Origin of the sequence: Flagellimonas hymeniacidonis (assembly GCF_008040165.1) — a bacterium.
GTDB classification, from domain to species: domain Bacteria; phylum Bacteroidota; class Bacteroidia; order Flavobacteriales; family Flavobacteriaceae; genus Flagellimonas; species Flagellimonas hymeniacidonis.
The window spans coordinates 832,855-850,586 of the sequence record NZ_VRUR01000001.1; the positions used below are offsets into that span (position 1 = coordinate 832,855).

At 37.5% G+C, this 17,732-nt stretch carries 19 protein-coding genes and 1 tRNA gene; 14 read left to right on the top strand and 6 right to left on the bottom strand.

Annotated features, from left to right (window positions below; genetic code table 11):
* Positions 1–66 precede the first annotated feature (66 nt).
* Together FVB32_RS03660 and rseP are read right to left on the bottom strand one after the other, a co-directional pair.
* A tRNA-Asn gene (locus FVB32_RS03660) sits at positions 67–140 on the bottom strand.
* A 69-nt stretch (positions 141–209) separates the two neighbouring features.
* Entirely contained in the window at positions 210–1,565 is a 1,356-nt protein-coding gene (gene rseP / locus FVB32_RS03665; RefSeq protein ID WP_147741275.1) for an RIP metalloprotease RseP, read from the bottom strand.
* Between the two features lie 153 nt (positions 1,566–1,718).
* Here rseP and FVB32_RS03670 point away from each other — a divergent pair, with 153 nt between their 5' ends.
* From FVB32_RS03670 to FVB32_RS03705, 9 genes are all read left to right on the top strand, one after another.
* Complete coding sequence (locus FVB32_RS03670) at positions 1,719–2,393, top strand: SCO family protein (protein ID WP_147741277.1); 675 nt, start codon at positions 1,719–1,721, stop codon at positions 2,391–2,393.
* Between the two features lie 88 nt (positions 2,394–2,481).
* On the top strand, positions 2,482–2,724 hold the full coding sequence (locus FVB32_RS03675) for a FeoA family protein (RefSeq protein ID WP_147741279.1): 243 nt from the start codon (positions 2,482–2,484) through the stop codon (positions 2,722–2,724).
* Complete coding sequence (gene feoB, locus FVB32_RS03680) at positions 2,721–4,958, top strand: ferrous iron transport protein B (protein ID WP_147741281.1); 2,238 nt, start codon at positions 2,721–2,723, stop codon at positions 4,956–4,958. The genes FVB32_RS03675 and feoB overlap by 4 nt, the downstream gene beginning before the upstream one ends.
* Positions 4,959–5,108 carry a hypothetical protein gene (locus FVB32_RS17680; RefSeq protein WP_187269490.1) on the top strand — a complete coding sequence of 50 codons (150 nt, stop codon included), beginning with the start codon at positions 4,959–4,961 and terminating at the stop codon, positions 5,106–5,108.
* 155 nt (positions 5,109–5,263) lie between these two features.
* The gene (locus tag FVB32_RS03685) at positions 5,264–5,761 is read left to right on the top strand and encodes an RNA polymerase sigma factor (protein WP_147741283.1); all 498 of its coding nucleotides are present in this window, start codon (positions 5,264–5,266) and stop codon (positions 5,759–5,761) included.
* 2 nt (positions 5,762–5,763) lie between these two features.
* Entirely contained in the window at positions 5,764–6,555 is a 792-nt protein-coding gene (locus tag FVB32_RS03690; protein ID WP_147741285.1) for a HEAT repeat domain-containing protein, read from the top strand.
* A 19-nt stretch (positions 6,556–6,574) separates the two neighbouring features.
* On the top strand, positions 6,575–7,327 hold the full coding sequence (locus FVB32_RS03695) for a DUF4097 family beta strand repeat-containing protein (RefSeq protein WP_147741287.1): 753 nt from the start codon (positions 6,575–6,577) through the stop codon (positions 7,325–7,327).
* A gap of 18 nt (positions 7,328–7,345) precedes the next feature.
* A complete protein-coding gene (locus FVB32_RS03700; RefSeq protein WP_147741289.1) occupies positions 7,346–8,059 on the top strand; it encodes a DUF4097 family beta strand repeat-containing protein in 714 nt (237 codons plus the stop codon).
* A gap of 87 nt (positions 8,060–8,146) precedes the next feature.
* A complete protein-coding gene (locus FVB32_RS03705) occupies positions 8,147–8,587 on the top strand; it encodes a nuclear transport factor 2 family protein (protein WP_222707944.1) in 441 nt (146 codons plus the stop codon).
* A 4-nt stretch (positions 8,588–8,591) separates the two neighbouring features.
* Here FVB32_RS03705 and FVB32_RS03710 read toward each other — a convergent pair whose 3' ends face one another.
* Genes FVB32_RS03710 through FVB32_RS03725 form a run of 4 tightly spaced genes read right to left on the bottom strand, consistent with a single transcriptional unit; the run spans position 8,592 to position 11,932 of the window.
* Positions 8,592–8,984, bottom strand: coding sequence for a DUF423 domain-containing protein (locus FVB32_RS03710; RefSeq protein ID WP_147741293.1), 393 nt, complete (start codon positions 8,982–8,984; stop codon positions 8,592–8,594).
* Between the two features lie 24 nt (positions 8,985–9,008).
* Positions 9,009–9,416, bottom strand: a complete 408-nt coding sequence (locus FVB32_RS03715) for a DUF2141 domain-containing protein (RefSeq protein ID WP_147741295.1) — start codon at positions 9,414–9,416, stop codon at positions 9,009–9,011.
* 49 nt (positions 9,417–9,465) lie between these two features.
* Entirely contained in the window at positions 9,466–9,900 is a 435-nt protein-coding gene (locus tag FVB32_RS03720) for a PH domain-containing protein (RefSeq protein WP_147741297.1), read from the bottom strand.
* Positions 9,893–11,932: a S9 family peptidase gene (locus tag FVB32_RS03725; RefSeq protein ID WP_147741299.1), complete on the bottom strand. Its 2,040-nt coding sequence runs from the start codon at positions 11,930–11,932 to the stop codon at positions 9,893–9,895. The genes FVB32_RS03720 and FVB32_RS03725 overlap by 8 nt, the downstream gene beginning before the upstream one ends.
* A gap of 63 nt (positions 11,933–11,995) precedes the next feature.
* Between FVB32_RS03725 and FVB32_RS03730 the strand changes: the two genes are divergently transcribed.
* From FVB32_RS03730 to FVB32_RS03750, 5 genes are all read left to right on the top strand, one after another.
* Positions 11,996–13,102 (top strand): helix-turn-helix domain-containing protein, encoded by a 1,107-nt coding sequence (locus FVB32_RS03730; RefSeq protein ID WP_147741301.1) that lies wholly within the window; start codon positions 11,996–11,998, stop codon positions 13,100–13,102.
* An 83-nt stretch (positions 13,103–13,185) separates the two neighbouring features.
* Positions 13,186–13,704, top strand: coding sequence for a hypothetical protein (locus FVB32_RS03735; protein WP_147741303.1), 519 nt, complete (start codon positions 13,186–13,188; stop codon positions 13,702–13,704).
* Between the two features lie 8 nt (positions 13,705–13,712).
* Entirely contained in the window at positions 13,713–15,284 is a 1,572-nt protein-coding gene (locus tag FVB32_RS03740) for a dienelactone hydrolase family protein (protein ID WP_147741305.1), read from the top strand.
* A 165-nt stretch (positions 15,285–15,449) separates the two neighbouring features.
* A complete protein-coding gene (locus FVB32_RS03745) occupies positions 15,450–16,970 on the top strand; it encodes a serine hydrolase (protein WP_147741307.1) in 1,521 nt (506 codons plus the stop codon).
* Complete coding sequence (locus FVB32_RS03750; protein WP_147741309.1) at positions 16,963–17,724, top strand: DUF6090 family protein; 762 nt, start codon at positions 16,963–16,965, stop codon at positions 17,722–17,724. Before FVB32_RS03745 ends, FVB32_RS03750 begins: the two co-directional genes overlap by 8 nt.
* Positions 17,725–17,732: the final 8 nt, after the last annotated feature.

The window sequence follows — 17,732 nt, forward strand, 5'->3', positions numbered from 1 at the left end:
TCTTTGTAATTAGGCAGTATTAAAATAAAAAAAGAGCCGCACAGAAGTACGGCTCTTTTGTTTTTGCTCCCCCTCTTGGGCTCGAACCAAGGACCCTCTGATTAACAGTCAGATGCTCTAACCAACTGAGCTAAGGAGGAATATTTTACCTTAAGCGGGTGCAAATATAGCAGTTTCTTTAAAACACTACAAGCAAAAAAAATGGTTTTCTATTTAAAAAGCCATTTATAAACATCGTTGCCATTTGCAAACAGTAATAATCCTATTAAAAGAAAGAATCCTACCATTTGTGCATACTCCAAAAATTTATCACTAGGCTTTCTTCCCGTTACCATTTCATATAGCAAAAATGTTACATGGCCACCGTCTAAAGCGGGTATTGGCAAGATGTTCATAAAAGCAAGAATAATAGATATTAATGCCGTAGTGGACCAAAATGCAGCCCAATCCCAAGTATCTGGAAACATACTGCCGATAGCTGCAAAACCACCAACCCCTTTATATGCACCAGTTGAAGGGTTAAAAATCTTTTTAAGTTGCTTTACGTAACTGGATAGCGTTGTAACACCCTTGTCTATACCAGCAGGTATGGCTTCAAGAAAGGTGTATTTCTCGGTTTGAATTTTAAAGTAGCCCTTTTCCTCCAGATCCTTCATAGTAAAGCCTCCTATCTCTATTCCCAGCTTAGCATCATCACTTACTTTGGCTATTAAATCTGCCTGTGTTCCGTCTTCTCTATTTACTTTTATGTTAATATCCTTTCCCTTATTTTCCTCCAAAAGTGCCATCACTTGATCTCTATAAATGGCTTCTGAACCGTTTATGGACAAAAACTCATCCTTGGCTTTAAATCCTGTTTCTGTGTTGTGAGAACCTTTAGAGATTTTGTTTACTACAAAGGGTGTTCGTAAACTTAAAAACCTAACTTTTTCCTCATCTTCCAACAGTGTAGAGATAAAATCAATTGGGATTTCCTTTTCAATCTGCTGTCCATCCCTATCTATGGTTATCGTATTTCCGTTGATCAGTTCAATAAAAACACTGCTAAAGGTTTTTAGCTTTTCTCCATCAATAGCAATAATTTTATCACCAGTCTGTATACCGACCTTATCTCCTATTTCCTTTTCGGTCACCCATACGCCATCGCGCAAGCTTTCCATTGGAATGTATTGGTCGCCATAAGAGTATGCCATGCCAATGTAGATGATAACGGCAAGGATGAAATTAACGGTTACACCTCCAAGCATAATGATAAGACGCTGCCATGCCGGCTTACTGCGGAATTCCCATGGTTTTGGTTCTTCTTTCATTGCTTCGGTATCCATGCTCTCATCGATCATTCCTGCAATCTTCACATACCCTCCCAAGGGCAGCCAACCAATACCATAAACGGTTTCCCCAATCTTTTTCTTGAAAAGGGAATATTTGACATCAAAAAAGAGATAGAATTTCTCAACCCTTGTCTTAAAAATTTTCGCAGGGATAAAATGTCCAAGTTCGTGAAGAACAATAAGTAAGGACAAACTAAGAAAGAATTGTATGGTTTTTATTATAATGGGGCTCATCAGCATTTATCTGTTAAAACGCACAAAAGTAAACTTTTAGCCAGTGATAAAAAAACGGCAAAACCAAGCACTACTTTGTTTTAAGAAAGTTTTAGCACCAAAACTTTGATTTTATCTTGAAGAATCCTTCGGTCAGCCGTAATTTTGCAACCGATGAGGTCTTTTTTTTCAAAATATAAATTCTTTGGCACGGTGCTTTTAGCACTTTCCATTGTGATTATTTATTTGTTTTACAATGCCTTACAGCCTAAAAAGACCCTCGCCATTTATCAACCTTCCATGGTAAGTCAAGAATTGGTGGACAGCACTTTACACTACAAAAAGAAGTACCACACCATTGGAGACTTCGCATTGACCAACCAAAATGGGAAAAAGATTACCCAAGACGATTATATGGGTAAAATATATGTGGCGGATTTCTTTTTTACAACCTGCCCAACCATTTGCCCCATTATGACCAAGAATATGGCACAGATTCAAGATGTTATAATGGATGAAAAAGATGTTCTGCTGCTCTCCCATTCTGTTACTCCAGATATAGACTCTGTTCCGCAATTAAAAAAATACGCTTTGGAAAAAGGAGTTGTAGATGCCAAGTGGAATCTGGTTACCGGGGATAAAAAACAGATTTATCAACTAGCGCGAAAATCATATTTAGCCGTTAAAACTGATGGAGATGGTGGCCCATATGACATGATTCATACTGAAAATTTTATTCTTGTAGATAAGGAACGAAGAATACGGGGCTTTTATGACGGAACCAATTCGGAAGAAATACAAAAACTGCTCGAAGACCTACAAATCTTAAAGAAGAGTTACGAGCATTAGTCGCAAAAGCTTTATCAAAATTTAAGGTTTTTATATTCTCTTTTTACTTATTTTTGCTCTTAATTAAAATCAATCTAAATAATAATTAGTGGCTACGGTAGCAGATTTGGAACATGGTCAAAAAGGAGTAATAAAAGAGTTTTCAGAGACCATTCTTCCCATAAAACTTCTTGAGTTAGGGTGCTTGCCGGGCAATACTGTGGAACTGGTTCAAATTGCCCCACTAAACGACCCCATTTACATTAATGTAAATGGCAGCCATATTGCAATCAGGCGTTCTTTGGCCAAACAGATTGGTTTAGATATTATAGAAGACCCCAGCGCCATATGAGCAAAAGCATCAACGTTGCACTAATTGGCAATCCTAATACCGGTAAAACTTCAGTCTTTAATCAGCTAACAGGCTTAAAGCAAAAAGTAGGCAACTACCCCGGTATCACGGTAGAAAAAAAAGAAGGTGTCTGCAAATTGCCAAGAGGGGTTAAAGCCCATATTCTTGATCTTCCAGGGACGTATAGCCTGAATACCACTTCTTTGGATGAAAGCGTTGTGGTAGAATTGCTATTGAATAAAAATGATAAGGATTATCCAGATGTCGCTGTTGTGATAAGCGATGTAGAAAACCTAAAGAGAAACCTACTTCTTTTCACCCAAATCAAAGATTTAAGAATCCCTACCATTTTGGTCATTAACATGGCAGACCGAATGTCCCGAAAAGGGATTTCGCTAGATGTTGATGCTTTGGAAAAAAAACTAGATACTAAAATCGCGTTGGTTAGCACCCGAAAAGGCAATGGAATCAATCGAATTAAGGAGTTGATTGCAGATTTTAGAACATTGTCTACCGCTCCAAATATTGATACTTCTAGAATTTCACCTAAATATTTCAATCGCTTACAAGAAGCCTTTCCAAAAGAAGATCTATACAAATTGTGGTTGGTAATTACACAAGATGTAAACTTTATGCCCATTGAAAAAAAGCGGATTCAAGATGCCACTTCCTTTTCAACCAAGTCCAAAACAGAGCTCAAAAAATTACAGCATAAAGAAACCGTACTTCGTTATCAATTTATCAATAACACCCTAAAAGACACCTATAAAATAGATTTCCAAGCGGCTAAGGGTCTGCGAGCCTCTTTTGATAAAGTACTGACCCATAAAATTTTTGGTTATGTAATTTTCTTGATTATCCTATTGACCATTTTTCAGGCCATTTTTGATTGGAGCAGCTATCCCATGGATTTTATTGATGAGCAGTTTGCCATGGCTGGTGAATGGATTAAAAACACCTTGCCAGCCGGAGTATTTACAGATTTATTGGCCGAGGGAATACTAGCTGGTATTGGCGGTATCGTCATCTTTATTCCACAAATCGCTTTTTTGTTCTTGTTTATTTCGCTGTTGGAAGAAACAGGTTATATGAGTAGAGTTGTCTTTTTAATGGATAAACTTATGCGACCCTTTGGCCTAAGCGGTAAAAGTGTTGTCCCGCTTATTTCAGGCACTGCCTGCGCCATTCCTGCGGTTATGGCCACAAGAACCATTGAAAATTGGAAGGAACGTTTGATCACTATTTTGGTTACCCCCTTTACAACCTGTTCAGCACGATTGCCCGTTTATCTCATCCTTATTGCCCTTGTAATACCCAAAGGGCGATTCTTGGGATTGAGCTATCAGGCATTAACCTTAATGCTGCTTTACTTAATCGGATTTGGAATGGCCATTTTTTCAGCAATGGTTTTGAACAAAATTTTGAAAATAAGAAGCAGTTCCCTTTTTATGGTAGAAATGCCCACCTATCGACTGCCTCTTTTTAAAAATGTGGCTTACACCGTATTGGAAAAAACCAAAAGTTTTGTCTTTGGAGCGGGAAAAATTATTTTGGCCATTTCCATAATCCTATGGTTTTTGGGATCTAATGGCCATTCCGAAAAATTTAAAAATGCTGAGGAAATCGTAAACAGTAGAATTGAAACCGAAGGCCTTACGGCTTACAGCAAAAATTACATACAAAACAACATTGATATCTATAAGAAAAACACCAAGGTAAGTGTTGTTGAACAACAAAATGCAATAGGATTAAAGTCGCTTCAGGATTCTATACAAATAATGACGGACATCCTAAAAGAAAAAGCGCGGGTGCAGGAAATCGCAAGTTATAAGTTGGAACATTCCTATATCGGTTATGCGGGAAAAAGTATTGAACCTATGGTACAACCCTTGGGGTACGATTGGAAAATTGGGATTGCCGTACTCACCTCATTTGCTGCAAGGGAAGTGTTTGTAGGCACCTTGGCCACCATTTACAGTGTTGGTAATGATGAGGAAGAAACCATTAAGAACAGAATGGCCGCAGAACTTCATCATTCTGGCAAAAAACCCCTGTTCAATCTGGCATCGGGCATCTCTTTAATGCTATTCTATGCCTTTGCGATGCAATGCATGAGTACTTTGGCCATTGTAAAAAGAGAGACCAATTCTTGGAAATGGCCATTACTTCAATTAATTTTTATGAGTGCTTTTGCTTATCTTGTAGCATTGACCGCCTATCAAATTTTGAAATAAATGGAAGTTGCTCAGCACATATTGGTGTATATAACCTTAACCATTGCTCTAGGATATTTGGTCTGGAAGTTTATTCTGCCCAAGTCACTTTTATCAGGCAAAAAGAAAACATCCAAAGCCTGCGGGCAAGATGGATGTGGTTGTGATTAGTCCCTTTTCAATTTAAAATTTCACCCCCCTTCTTCTAGAAAAGAGATTATTCTTGAATTTTTTTATTCTTGATGTAACCTTTTTTAATTTCCTGACTATATAGAATAGCAAATCAACTAAAACAGCTTTTGGAACATCTTTCGGACGAAATAATAATGCAAAAAGTTGCAGAAGGGAATCTCGATTTGCTAAAGGTTCTTTTTGATAAACATCATGAGCACATCTACAATTTTTTATACAAAATGTCTGGCGACCAAATGCTAAGTGAGGATTTAACCCAAGATGTGTTTTATAAGTTGATCAAGTATAGGAGTTCCTATAAAAATGGATCATTTGTTTCATGGCTTTTTACCATAGCTAGAAATAATTTAAACACCCATTTTACCAGAAAACATAAGAACCATGATGATATTGATGTACTGGAATATAAGCAGATTGCAAATGATGAAAGCAAGCACGAAGATTACTCCCAGTTGCAAAACGCATTAAATAGATTGAATGTGAAAGACAGGGAATTAATAATCCTGAACAGGTTTCAAGAAATCAAATATGAAGAATTGGCCGAAATAACCAACAGTACGCCAGGAGCTGTTAAAACTAGAGTTAGTAGAGCACTAAAAAAACTAAAAGACATTTATCTAGAAAATATATAAGCATGGAAAAAAATCATGTTACACACTTACTCCCAGACTATTTAGACAATGTGCTAAATGAGAAGGATAAAGAACTGGTAAAACAGCATGTATCAAGCTGCATTCAGTGTAAATTGGAGTTGGACGAGTTAAAAATTCTGTTCAAAGCCATGGAGGACGAACCTGTTGCGGTGCCTTCAGATAGGCTTAGCGCTCAATTTGAAGCGGCCCTCGACAAAGAGAAGTTGGAAACTTCTAAAGTAGTTGCGCTACCCGTTGTTAAACAAAAGTCCAACTGGGCTTCCAATATGCTGAAGGTAGCTGCGAGTGTTGCACTCCTTATAGCCTCTTTTCAGATGGGGAGAGTCCTTCAGGTGCAAAAATCTGATAATGACATGGCTACTTTGCTAGACGAAAGTCTTAAGATAAAACAAACAGCAATGCTATCGCTAATGGAAAACCAATCCGCGAGCAAACGTATTCAAGGGGTGAGTTATATTGAAGAATTCCCGAATCCAGATGAAGCTATTGTAAACGCTTTGGCCAACCGATTATTAAATGATGAAAACGACAACGTACGTTTAAATGCTTTTGAGGCATTGGCCACATTTGCTACTTCTCCAACGGTTAAACAAGCTTTTATTAAAGCCCTTGAAATTGAAAAAAATCCGAGTATTCAAATTGCCATTATACAATCCCTGGTAAAAATTCAGGCAAAGAAGGCGGCAGTACCCATGAAAAAATTGTTGGAGCAAGAGGACACACAGCCTTTTGTGAAAAACGAAATTGAATTAGCATTACCTAAAATTATATAACATCAAAAAACGAAAAATCATGAAACACGTATCAATTCTTTTAGTTGCATTGGCTTTCGCCACAACAATCAATGCCCAAACAGGCTACACAAAATCATTAAGTGGTATCGAGTGGGTTAAAATAGAGTCAAAATCGGATATCACATTAAGAACATCCAGCGCCAATGAGTTGCGCATTAAAGGAAGTAGGAGTTCCAAAGTATCAGAAAAAGCTAAAGGGCTTAGACTTGTTGGGGAAGGCGGCAATGACAATACCGATGTTGGTTTCTATGTAGTACAGGACGGAAACACCCTAATTGTAAAAAACCTAAGAAAATCTGAAGGTGCGGAAATTTTTCTTCCCAAAAATCAAAATGTATCCGTTAAAAGTACATGGGCTGGAGATATTGAAATTGATGGCTTTTCTGGCGAGGTTGAAGCGGATGCCAAACTAAACGGTAGTATTGAAATCACCAATGTAAACGGTCCTGTTACCGCAAACGCACTTAATGGAGAAATTACTGTGGAATTTGGAACGGTAAAGCAGAATTCTCCCATTTCCATTTATACCACAAATGGAGCCGTAGATATTACAATGCCTTCAAATACTCCAGCAGATTTGGCATTGAGCACGACCAACGGGGATATCTATACCAATTTTGATATTAAAAGAGAAGAAAAAGATGGCTTAAAGTCTATTTCTGGAAGAAGAGTTAGGGCGTCCATCAATAATGGTGGGGTGAACATCTCCTTGAAATCTACGAATGGAAATATTTACCTGAGAAAACAATAATCAACAAAACGAACAGTCATGAAAAATTTAGTAATCGTATTGACATTGGGCTTCATCAGTCTATCTGTACATGCCCAAAAAATCATTGAAAAAAACATTAATTACAACAATCAAGTAATAGATGTAGAGGTGAAGTTTGCTTCACATATAAAAGTAAAAACATGGGATAAATCCAATGTGTATTTTAAGGCTGATATTTCAACGGAAGATGGAAAATATCTTGATTTATACAACCTTAAAGTAGAAGAGACCAATGGTTTTATCAGCATCAGTTCTGAGACTGAAAAAATACTTGAAGCTTTTCAAGATGAATGGAATAAGAACCGCCCAAGAGATGGTCAAAGGCATTACTATACCAGTGATAGGTATGAATTTAATTATGTCCTGTACGTTCCAAAAAATGCAAATTTTAGCGTGAGTAGCATCAATGGTGACCTTAGTGCGGAAGTTATTGAAGGTGATTTTACCGCGGACTTGATCAATGGTAATATTGATATCAAAAAATACAATGGCAATTTGGACCTAAAAACCATAAATGGTGAGATAGATTTGGTCATGGCCAATTCTCGTCTTATTGCAGAAACCATTCACGGACAGATCTATGCTGATGAAAATTTGGATTTAAAGGTTACTGATCGCCATGTGGGGCAAAAGGTAGAAGGGAATTTTAATAACGCTTCAAACCGCCTTCGTTTAAATACCATTAATGGGAATATGTATCTCAGAAAGTGAATAATGAAGCAAGCTTGTCTGTATTTATTTTGCGGTTTCTTTCTATTCACTTCTTGTAAAAAGGAAAATCAATATAACCAAGCCGAAATGTCTTTCAAAGCAGATTCTCTAGCCTTGGTGACAATGATCAATACTCGGGAAAAGGCCATGATCGATAAAAATATTGATTTGGTCCTGCCGCAGTTTTCAGAAGATGCCACATGGATAAATTCTCAAGGGTATTTGTTCGAGGGAAAAAAGGAGTTGGAAAAGTTTCATCTAATGTTTTCTGAAAACGATTCTTTGGATTACTACTATGAGATTGGAAACCCAAAAATACGCCTCTTGGACCGCTATAATGCCATTGCCTATTATTCTTGGAAAATGTTTTGGTTTAAAAAAGAAAATCCAGCAGATACCACCTTCAAGGAAATTGGTTTGATGACCTTAAATGCACAAAAACAAAATGAAAAATGGAAATGGGTTGCTGTTACCAATCAACATACTCCGTGGTTTTACAAGAACATAGAGCCCGTCAACATTGAATAACTATTTAAAACATGGGAGCTATAAACGAATACAATAGCAATGCCCATCCAACAACCAACAGCAAACCTCCTATTGGGGTCACCGGTCCAAGAAAACGGAGTTTCTTTCCATTGGCAGCGCTAAGGCATAAACCATAAATACTGAAAGAAAAAAGCAGGGTGCCAAAAACAAAAGAATTTATAATGTACTTATCCAAGGGTTGATCAAACCCAAGATTATAACTAAGTACAACTAACAGTATAGCATGGTACATTTGGTATTTGACCCCAGTTTCAAAACTATGAAGTTGTTCCAAGGTCAATTTCTTTTTTAGCGCGTGAGCTCCAAATGCACCTAAAATGATAGCCAATAGACCATAAACGCCTCCCATTACTTGAGCAAGTAAAATAGTTTCCATTAAGACTTTTGGAGTTTTTGTGGGTTACAGCTCAATGTTGATTTCATAGTCTGAATTTACACTAAAAACACATTCCTTGTATTTGGGAGGGCCAAAGGTTTTCATTTTGCCTTTGGAAAATGCCACTTTCTCTGTGGGAATGCCCAACCAATTCGTATCGAGCTCATTGTTAGCATTTTCATCGTGAAAGACAGCTAGCGCATACTCACCAGCAGGCATGTTTTCAATTTTCAAAGCGACTACGCCCTCATGTGCTTCTACAGAGCCGGTCTTTACAACTTTATCAAATTTTAAAAAGGATTCATCTGAATCGTAAACGGCTACATTAATATTTCCATCTTGTGACGGAACGTTATGTACTTTGACAGAAATTGTGTTTTGGGAAAATACCCATACCGGGATTATAAAAATGGAAAAAGTAAGTATTCTCATAGTTAATTTGGGACAAAATTATCTTTATTAAGCATATACGATATCAAAATCAATTTGGCTGTTTAAGGTTTGCCAGTAGTTCTTCGTTTAACCTATGATACACTTTTTGTGTTTGCAGGCTATCATTAAAATTGAGGAATATCTTAAGGGAATCCCCGTGGACGAGCCGTATTTTTTGTTGCCTTAAATCATCAACAAAAACATAGACCTTCGTTTGTGTCAACGAATCTTTAAAGACGCCTTTTTCCTTGGCCATCCACGAAAACCCGTTGGAACGCTCCATTTCTGGTAGTTTATCCACTAGTTTAATACTATCAATTTCGGAAATGGGAATTGCTTGATAATAAATTCCTGAAAGGATTTTCAGCTTTCCATCTTCTATTTTGTGCCAGTTTTTAGAGTGTTCTACAAAGGCAAGAATACAAACAATTAGCGTGAGTACGATTAATACATTCCACAACCAGTGTCGTTTCTTTTTATTCATTTTTCTTGTCCGTTCTATACTTATCGAACCACGCAACGGTATGGGCAATTTTGGTAATTAAATTACTCGGCTTGCTGGCTATTCCGTGGCTTGCACCCGGAATTTCAACCAATACCGTTTCAATCTTTCGTAGTTTAAGGGCATGGTAAAGTTGTTTGGCTTCACTGGGTGGGGTTCGCAAATCGTTCATGCCAACCATTACCATTGTTGGGGTCTCTATATTACCAACGAGTGAAATGGGAGAAAATTTCCAATAGCCCTCAAAATTTTCCCAAGGTTGTCCAGGATATCGATGCTCTGCGTAGTAAAAATAATTATCCGCCACTAAAGTCTTGCTAATCCAATTCATTACCGGTTTGGCCACTACAGCAGCTTCAAAACGGTTGTTTTTGCCAATCATCCATGCAGACATGATACCGCCTGCGCTACCACCGGTCACAAACAATTGGTCCTCATGGGCAATTCCTTTTTTAATGCAATGATCTACCCCATCCATGACATCATTGTAATCTTCTCCTGGATAATTGTTGTACAATAGGTTTCCAAATTCTTCACCATAACTGGTACTTCCTCTTGGATTTGGATAGAAAACAACATACCCCGCTGAAGCATACAGCTGCATTTCAATGGAAAAACGATCTCCATAATTGAGTATTGGCCCTCCATGATTTTCTACCATAAACGGATATTTTTTTGAGGCATCATAGTTGGGAGGATAAACGACCCAACCTTGAATGTCTCTACCGTCAACCGAGGACTTATACCATACTTCCTCTACCTTGCCCAAATCTCTGTAATTGAGTAATGCCTTGTTCAAGGCTGTGATTTTTACAGGGTTCTTGCTTTTTGGTTTTAGTACCGCCAATTCTGCCGGATAATTAGGCGTAGATTGTGTAAATGCTATGGCACCATTTTTAGAAATACTATATGAGCCACTTCCATAAGGTCTTCCCAATGAAGTGCCGCCAACATTGTCCGCAATTTTAGAAACCGTTCCTGAAAGAGAAATGTGTCCTATTTTACCGTTTCCTTTGTCGTCGTAGGAAATAAACAATCCATCACTTTTTGCATTCCACTGAATGTTGGAAATAGTTCTGTCCAACCCTTCAGAAATGACACGCTTATCAGTGCCATCTAGCTTCATTACATGTAATTTGCGTGTTTGGTATGCTTGCACCTTATCTTCAAAACCTAGATAAGCAATATGCTTTCCATCGGGAGATACTTTTGGACTATAGTCAGGCCCATTTCTATCTGTCAATGCTTTTATTTCTCCATTTTGAACCTCAACAGCATAGATTTCACTATTTCGAAAACGGTATTCCCAATCGTCTACCCTATTTGCCGAAAAATAGACTTTACTGCCATCCTTGGCCCATGAAAGTGTACCACGGTGATGCCAATCCCCTGAGGTAATCTGCCGTGTAGCACCTCCATCAGCAGGAACGATAAAAATATGATTGAAACCAGGTTTGATATATCCTCTTCCATCAGCTTCATGGTAGACGCGATCCGTAATTCTTGGTGTGTCTGCCCATTTGGCACCTTTAGGTTTCTTTGGCATTTTGGCAATGACAGGAGCAGCTTTGGGCACATTCATGGAAAAAGCAAGTTGCCTTCCATTGGGCGACCACGTTAGAGAACTTGGGCTAAATGGCAATTGGGTCAATTTTGCAATTTTGCCAGAAGCTACCCAATACATATAAATTTCAGAGCCTTGGTCTGTACTACTCGAAAAAACGATTCTGTCCCCGTTTGGAGACCATCTTGGACTACTTTCGCTTACTTCTCTTGAAGTCAATTTTTGGTGCTGACTTCCATCAGATTTTAATAACCAAAGATTTCCCACCGAGCGATCTTTAATAATATCATAACCCATGCGACGGTATACCACCCAATCGCCATTTGGCGATATTTGAGGGTCTGAAACATATTGTAAATCAAAAATGTCCAGATAGGAAAAAGGTTGTTTTTGTGCTGTTGAAAGTTGTATGGCACTGGCAGCAAGAAATAAAAGAAGAAGTCTCCGCATAGTTTTGAAATTTGTAGTTTTAAAGGTAGCGGAAAACAAAGACGCTTCAAAAAGAAATTGCGAATGCAACTCAATATTTCCATTGTTCAGCTTATTACTATTTGTGCCGTTGCGAATGGTTTTGTGTTTGGGTTTCTGTTGTTGGAAAAAAAGGAAAATCGGTTTGCAAACCGATTTCTTTCCCTCACCCTGATCTGCATGTGTCTTACTTTTACACCATATATGTTGGATCCATCTTTTTGGAACACCTTTAGGTGGTTGGCATGGATGCCTTTTTCGTTTACCTATTGGATAGGCCCTTCTTTTTACTTTTATGTTCTCACGCTGACCAATACAGATTTTCGATTTACCAAAAGACATCTTTGGCACTTTTCTCCTCTCGCTCTTAATTATGTCCACAGTATCTACCACGCAATTTTTCCTGGAAATCGCACCCCTTGGCATTGGTTTCATTTTTTTGCCGAACTGTTGGAATCTGCAGCCATTATTTCCATTTTAATTTATATGGTTTTGTCTTTCAAACGGATAAAAAAATACCAACAACAACTGCTTAACAACGTCTCTACCATCACCGAAATTGACCTTCAATGGGTTAAAAAAATGATTGGAATCATCGTTGTTTCTTTTGTATTGATTTTAATTTTTCTATGTATTAGCAGTGGGGTAAGTGGCAAAGAACTCTTCCATCAATGGGATGAGTATCGTTCTGCAGTTTTATTGCTTTATTCATCTACGTTGTATTGGCTTAGTATTCGAGGATATCAACAGGCACAAATCATAAAAATCAGCAAGCCCATAGATTGCAATGTTGATCTGTTAGATGAAGAATCAACCAAAATTATAGCTCAGCTTGATAATGTTATGGTCAAGGAAATGCTTTTTAGAAATCCCGAATTGAGCCTTACAGGTCTTAGCAAATCCGTTTCCATTTCCGAAAGGACCATTTCCGAAGTTTTAAATGGCAACCTCAACAAGAACTTTTATCAATTTGTAAATGAGTATCGTGTTAAGGATGTTCAAGAAAAATTGAAAAATCCCAAAAATGCCCATTTAAAAATTCTAAGTCTGGCGTTTGATGCTGGGTTTAATTCCAAAGCCACATTCAATAGGTTATTTAAGGGATTTACCGGTCAGACACCAAAGGAATTCAAATCCCAAAACTTACGTTAAAAAACGCTTTTTGAGACTTCTAATCGGGTGTTGAGACTTTTTTGAAAGGCTTCCTGACTAGATTGAGACAAAATTTATATCTCATGCAAAAGTCATTTTTAATCCTTTCATTTATTTTAATTTCTCAAGCCTCATTTTCTCAATCTATAAAAGATTTGGATTTTTTAATTGGTAGTTGGGAAATTGAAGAAACCATTTACCCAGGCACCGAAAAAGAGTATCAAGAGAAAGGAACCCGGACATGTGAATATTACCTCAACGGAAGTTTCATAAAATGTGAATCTGAAACCGTGGTCCAAAAGAATGGGCACAAACGATACTATTCCTATGTTATCAATTATGATAAAAAAGAAAAATGTTTTAGAGCTACCAACTTTGCCCATGACTTTCCATTGCATGGTCAATTTAAATGGCTTTTAGATAAAGAAAATAAGGTAATAAATGCCATCTCGCCCAAAAATGTAATCGAGGACCGTTTCTTTAGGGCAACAATTTCATATTCCGATGAAAATCAACTAATATGGAGCGGGTGGGCAAGTGTATTTCTTAAGGATAAAGAATGGAAGCACATCTTTACTGATGTAGCTACAAGAATTAATTGAAGCCAACCATGAAAGCAATCATTCTTTGTTTAAGTCTATTATTTCTTATTAGTTGTCAAAATTCGAAGGATGAGACTCCAGAAGTCCCCTTTTCCAACTTTATGGAATATGGAGAATATGCCGTTGGTTTTAAAACGCTTTTTACCACTGATGATTCCAGAGAAAATATTCCCTATTCCGATTGGAGTGGAAGGCTCTATCCTAAAAGTGAAACATCAGAAGGAAGAAATTTGCCCATTCACATTTGGTACCCCGCTTCGGAAAAGTCCACATTACTTCCTTATGACCACTATGTGAATTTAATGACCAAACAAACGGATGAAGCATTCAAAAAAGAGTCTGATGCCTTTGCAAAGAAAATTTTTGCTTACCAGGTTGATCAATTAAAAGGGGAAGATGGATTTACTATAGCTCAACTGGATACTCTTTTGGCATTAAAGACAAACGCTTCGCTCAACACACATCCCATGCAACAAAAATTTCCATTGGTCATTTTTCCCAATGGGGCCAGTCCCGCTTATCAAAGTGTACTCTGCGAATATTTGGCAAGTCATGGGTTTGTGGTTGCCGCAGTAGCGCTTAAAGGTGAATTTTCGCATGTAATGGGTACTTCTGTAAAAGGATTGGAGACAGCTGTGAGCGATTTACAATTTGCATTGGGGGAATTACTCAAATTGCCCAACGTTGAAAAAGGCCAAGTTGCTTTGATTGGAAATGCCATGGCTTCTTCCGTTTGTACCAGTCTTGCTTCACGCAACAAAAAAATAAAAGCACTTGTTAGTTTGGAAGGTGGTTTGCTGAGTCGATTTGAACAAGATATTCTGAATAAAACCAACTTTTATGAACCGCAGCGAATCACGCTCCCCATTTTGGCCATCTATGCACCGCACCCAAGCATTTCACCAGAACATATTTACCATTTAAATTATAGTGAGCGGTACTTTGCACACTTCCCAGAAATGAGTGAGTTTCATTTTTTGAACTTTGGGTTGTTTGAAGCATATGTGCCGGATATCATTGGTGAACCTAAAGGGGATGTCCAAACAGGTTTTGTTGTGGGGTCTGAGCTCGTGCTTTCTTTTTTAAATGCCAAGCTAAAAGGGCAGTCAAACATCCTTGATCAATTTTATTCTGAAGAGATTCCAAGAAAATATGAAAAAACCATAGATACTATCTTCAAAATGGAACGTCTTGCACCACCTCCAAACATGGCAATCCTAAAAAATCTCTTTATTTCTGATGGTATAGCTGCCATAGAAAGCATATATCAATCAGGGGTTGCCGAGGGCAACCCAACACCCTTTTCTATGTCCTTTTATACCGATTTTAAAAACTGGTTGGCCTGGAAAAAAGACCCAAAGTATACAAACAGGTTACAACTATATAAAATGGCAGTGGAAAGCTATCCAAATTCAGCATTGAATCATTACCGCTTGGCATACTACCTAGAGAAAAATGACTCCTTACAAAAATCCCAAATACATTATCGGCAGGCAAACATATTGCTAGATCATGATAGTACATTAGATCATTCTGAAAAAGCCTATTTAAAAAAAGTGCTGTTGGAGGTTCTGCAATAGCGTCATTCCCAAATTTATCGTCAAAGTCTTCCAATACCTTATAACTTTCTATATTTATGGGAAATAGCCAACTGTGTTAACCCACTCCTCAATGCAAGATATTCATCAAGGCATTGAAACCATCTTTGAATTAAACAAGGCTATTTCTTAAATAAGAATCGAAATATGAGAAATAAGATCTATGCACTGTTATTCTTCTTAACCATAACACTAAATCAACCTTTAAGCGCTCAACAAAAAGCAAACAACAAGAAATTGGATGCCATGATTGTCAAGGGCTTAGAGGATTGGAAAATTCCGGGGCTGGCTGCAATAGTTGTTAAAGATGGTGAAGTTGTTTTTCAAAAAACTTATGGGGTAAAAAATTTGGACACCAAAGAAAAGGTAGATGAAAATACGCTTTTCAATATGGCATCTACTACCAAGGCAGTTGTGGCGATTGCCATGGGCATGTTGGTCGATGAGGGCAAACTAAATTGGGATGATAAGGTTATTGACCATTTACCATACTTTAAATTGTCCGATCCGTATAGTACTGCAGATGCTCGTATAAAAGATTTATTTACCCATAATTTGGGTATTGGTAATGCAGATGCTTTATGGATCATTGACAGCACTTCTACCCGCGAAACAATACGAAAGTTTCAATTTGCAAAAAAAACCTATCCCCTCCGTGGAGGTTTCACCTACCAGAATATTATGTATGCGGTGGCTGGAGAAGTTATTGCGGCGGTAAGTGGAAAGCCCTGGAACGAATTCGTAAAAGAACGGATATTCAATCCTTTGGGTATGACCAGAACACAAGCTATAGCAAAGGATGTTTTTAGTGTTGGAAATTATGTAACCCCATATTTAGATGACCCTGAAGATGGCTTGGTAGAAGTTGATTATGGGTTCTCGGATCAAATAGGTCCTGCAGGAATGATCTGCTCTACTCCGCATGATATTTCCAATTACTTGACATTTTTAGTGAATGATGGGATTTATAAATCGGATACGTTGGTAAAACCAAAAACATTCAAGTATTTGTTTGAGCCCCATTCTTTTTTAGGTTCAAATGGAACCTATCCTACAAATGCTCTAACCAAACCAAACTGGAACACCTATGGTTTAGGTTGGTTTCAGCAAGATTATAAAGGCCATAAATTAGATTTTCATACCGGAAGCCTATTTGGTCTGGTCGCCATTGCTGGGGTAATGCATAGTAAGAATTTGGCAGTTTATGTATTTGCAAACTTAGATCACGCAGAACTGCGACATGCCATTATGTACAAGGCAATGGATCTTTATGGTTTTAACGATAACAGCCGTGATTGGCATAGCGAAGTTTTTAAACTATACGAGGGCTTTAAAAAAGAGAATTTAGAAATATTGAACAAAAGGGTTAAAGAGCGTGCGGAAAATACAAAACCTAGTTTGCCTTTGGAGGCTTATGAAGGGTCTTATAATAGTGAAATGTTGGGTACCGTAATAGTCACGGTCCAAGACAATGTGTTGCAAACCAATTTTAATGATTTTATTACGTATAAAGCCGAGCATTGGCATTATGATACTTTTATTACGAACAAGGATTCCAGGTTTCGTGAAAAGCTATTAATCCGTTTTGAGCTCAATACCGAAGGAAAAATCAATCAGCTTGATTTCCTGGACGAAGTGTTTACTAAAACTGAAGAAGAGGATGATTAAGTTTTTTAGAAAAATTCGCCAAAAATCGCTTTCTGAAAACAAAATCAGTAAATATCTGCTCTATGCCATTGGCGAAATTGTTTTGGTAGTCATTGGTATTTTAATTGCATTGAGCATTAATAATTATAGTGAACACAAAAAAGAACGAAACAAAGAGCTAGTGCTTCTTACAAACCTTTCAAATGAAATTAAATTGGATATTCTTCAGATAGAAAACAATACCAAATTATCTAAGGAAAGACTGAACAGACTTGATAGCTTAATACACCTATTAAAAAATACAGATAGCATTGATAAATTCAGTTTTATTCGACAGTCCTTTGAGTTTGTGATTGACCAATACTTTAAGAGCAATAGCGGCATTTTTGATGAAGCTATTTCTTCGGGTAAAATGAGTTATGTACAAAACGAAACTTTAAGACAAAACATTTTTAACTATTACCGTAATGCCAAAGAAACTTATACAGATGGCACCACAAGACAGATTACGGACGAGTTTATTACACCCCTATTGATTGATAACGTTTATCTTAACCTTGAAGGGTTTGCTATGTTGGGGGTGAATATCGAAGGCGTTTCCAATCTAGAAAATCTTGATTTGGACAAACTTTTAAAAAATAGAGACTATTGGAAAATGGCATTATTGAAATTCGGAAGCAACAGGGAGCAAATATTACGTTGGGAGGGGATTAAACATAGAGCCCAAGAACTAAAACAACAAATTGACCAAGAGCTTGAAAAGTTGAACCAATGATAAAATCC